The organism is Streptomyces phytophilus (assembly GCF_013870535.1).
GTDB lineage: Bacteria > Actinomycetota > Actinomycetes > Streptomycetales > Streptomycetaceae > Streptomyces > Streptomyces phytophilus.
Window position 1 is genome coordinate 1 of record NZ_JACBXC010001097.1, and the last position, 2,068, is coordinate 2,068.

The 2,068-nt window shown below is 74.5% G+C and carries 1 protein-coding gene; it reads right to left on the minus strand.

The window, feature by feature from the left end:
• Window positions 1-2,068, minus strand: a 2,068-nt coding sequence (locus tag H5J30_RS29465; RefSeq protein WP_309505669.1) for an SAV_2336 N-terminal domain-related protein, incomplete at both ends; no start/stop codon positions are given.

Consider the following 2,068-nt stretch of genomic DNA (forward strand, 5'->3'; position numbering starts at 1 on the left):
GAGGAGTTCGGCGACCTCGCTCGCGGCGGGGCGCGCCGCCGGATCGGGGTCGAGGCAGCGCAGCACGAGCAGCCGCAGGCTCTGCCAGGTGCCGCCCGACCAGAGGTGCATCCCCTCGGGCACGCCCGGCAGGTGCACACCGCCCTTGCTGCTGATCATCTGGAGCAGCTCCCCGAGGGCGCGGATGTTGTCCGCACGGGTCGGGGCCCGGCCCGTCTCCAGGTACTCGCCGTCCACGACGCAGTCGGAGAGGTCGCCGAGGATCACGTTGCGCCGCAGCACGAAGATGTGGTCGGCGTTGAGGTCGGCGAGGACCAGCCCGTTGGCGTGGCAGTGGACGAGAGCGCTCGCCAGGTACCAGGACACGAGCAGGCCCCGGAGGATGTCGAACGGGGCGACTTCCCCGGCCACGGCCTGCGCGAAGATCTCCCCGAGCCGCAGCGGTTGGGTGCCGGCGTCGTCCGAGACGGCCGTCATCGCGAGCCAGGGCGGGGAGTCGTCGAGCCCGGTGGCGAGGAGCCTGGGGGCGTGCTGCCCCTGCATCCGGGCGAGCACTTCGGCCTCCACCTCGATCAGCCGGGCGTGCGCGGCCGGCAGGTCGGGGCGGGGGACGCGGAGGACGGCGGGGGTGCCGCCCGGGCCGGCGGCCCGGTACACCAGGGTGCGGCGGCCGCGGCGGCGGCCGAGGAGCAGGTAGTCGCCGATCTGCCGGGGGTCGGCGTCGGTGAGCGGCGCCCAGTCGGTGGCCTCGGTGTCGTCGTACGTCCCGGGCTCCGTACCGCGCGGCGGATCGCCGCCGACCGACACCCCGAGCCTGCTGAGCAGCCGCCGTTCGACGCTGGTGAACGGCTGGTGCGAGGCGGGCAGGTCGGCGAAGCCGTCCGGGTGGGTGAGCCAGGCGGGAAACTCCGGTGAGCTGCCCGCGAGTTGTTCGAGCCGGCGGCCGATGCTGCGGCTGGTCCGCAGCAGTTCGGCCTGGGGGACCGCGTCGAGGAGCACCGTCTTGGAGTCGTCGGAGAAGTCGAAGACGCGGTGCTTCGCCGGCAGCGGTCCCGGCACCGGCGAGGGGTGCGGCTGCATCAGCCCGCCGAGGAACACCTCGGCCAGGTGCGAGGTGGTCGCCGGCCAGGGCACGGCGGTCTGCACCAGTCGCATCACCGGCACCGACAGCGGGGCCACCGCGGCGAGATGGGCGGCGAGCCGGTACGCCTCGGGGGTGGCCGCGTCCCGGAAGTGCTGGGCGCTGCTGACGTTGCGGGCGGAGATGACCGGCTGGTGCCGGCTCGGCAGGGTGAGCAGCGGCAGCTCCGCGGTGGTGCCGGGGGACGCGAGCAGGTGGGCCCACGTGCGCAGGGAGCGGGCGGTCGGCTCCAGCACGGGGACCGCCAGCCCGTCGAAGTCGAAGAGCCCCTGCGGCAGCACCGGGTCGGAGACCTTCCAGGAGGTGTTGGCGCCGCCGATCCGGCGGGTGGTGACCTGCCAGCGTTCGGCGGCGATCCCGGAGGACTCCCAGATGTCGGCCGGCAGGGTGTGCAGCACCGCGACCGGCCCGCGCGCCGCCTGCCGCGCGAGCAGCCGGTGCATGGCCCCGGACCGCCAGGCGACGCCCATGCCGTCGCTGACGACGAGGACGAGGCTGCGGCCCGACGGGTCGTTCACGCTGCTCAGCGGCAGCTTCGTGCTGCCGCGCTGGAACGGCCGGGCGTGCAGGGCGGGTTCGCGCGCCCGGGTGTCGAGGCCGAGGACACGCGTGGTCGCGAACGCGCCGAGCCGTTCGAGCAGCGTGCGCAACTCGGCCCCGAGGCGGTGCCACAGCAGCATCGACAGGCAGTCGTCGACCAGCAGGATCAGGTTCAGCCAGCGTTCGCGCACCGGGCGTTCCACGACGTCGGCGAGGCCGGTCTCGGCGAGTTCCTCGGCCGTCCGCTCCTCGTCGATCTCGTAGCGGTGCCTGCTGTCCTGCCGGCGTCTGAGCGGGCGCAGCGCCCGGCCCAGTGCCAGTTCGTCGGAGAGCGCCTTGTGCTCGGGCGCCCGTACGGGCATGGCCTTGCGGGGCTCCTCGCGCGGA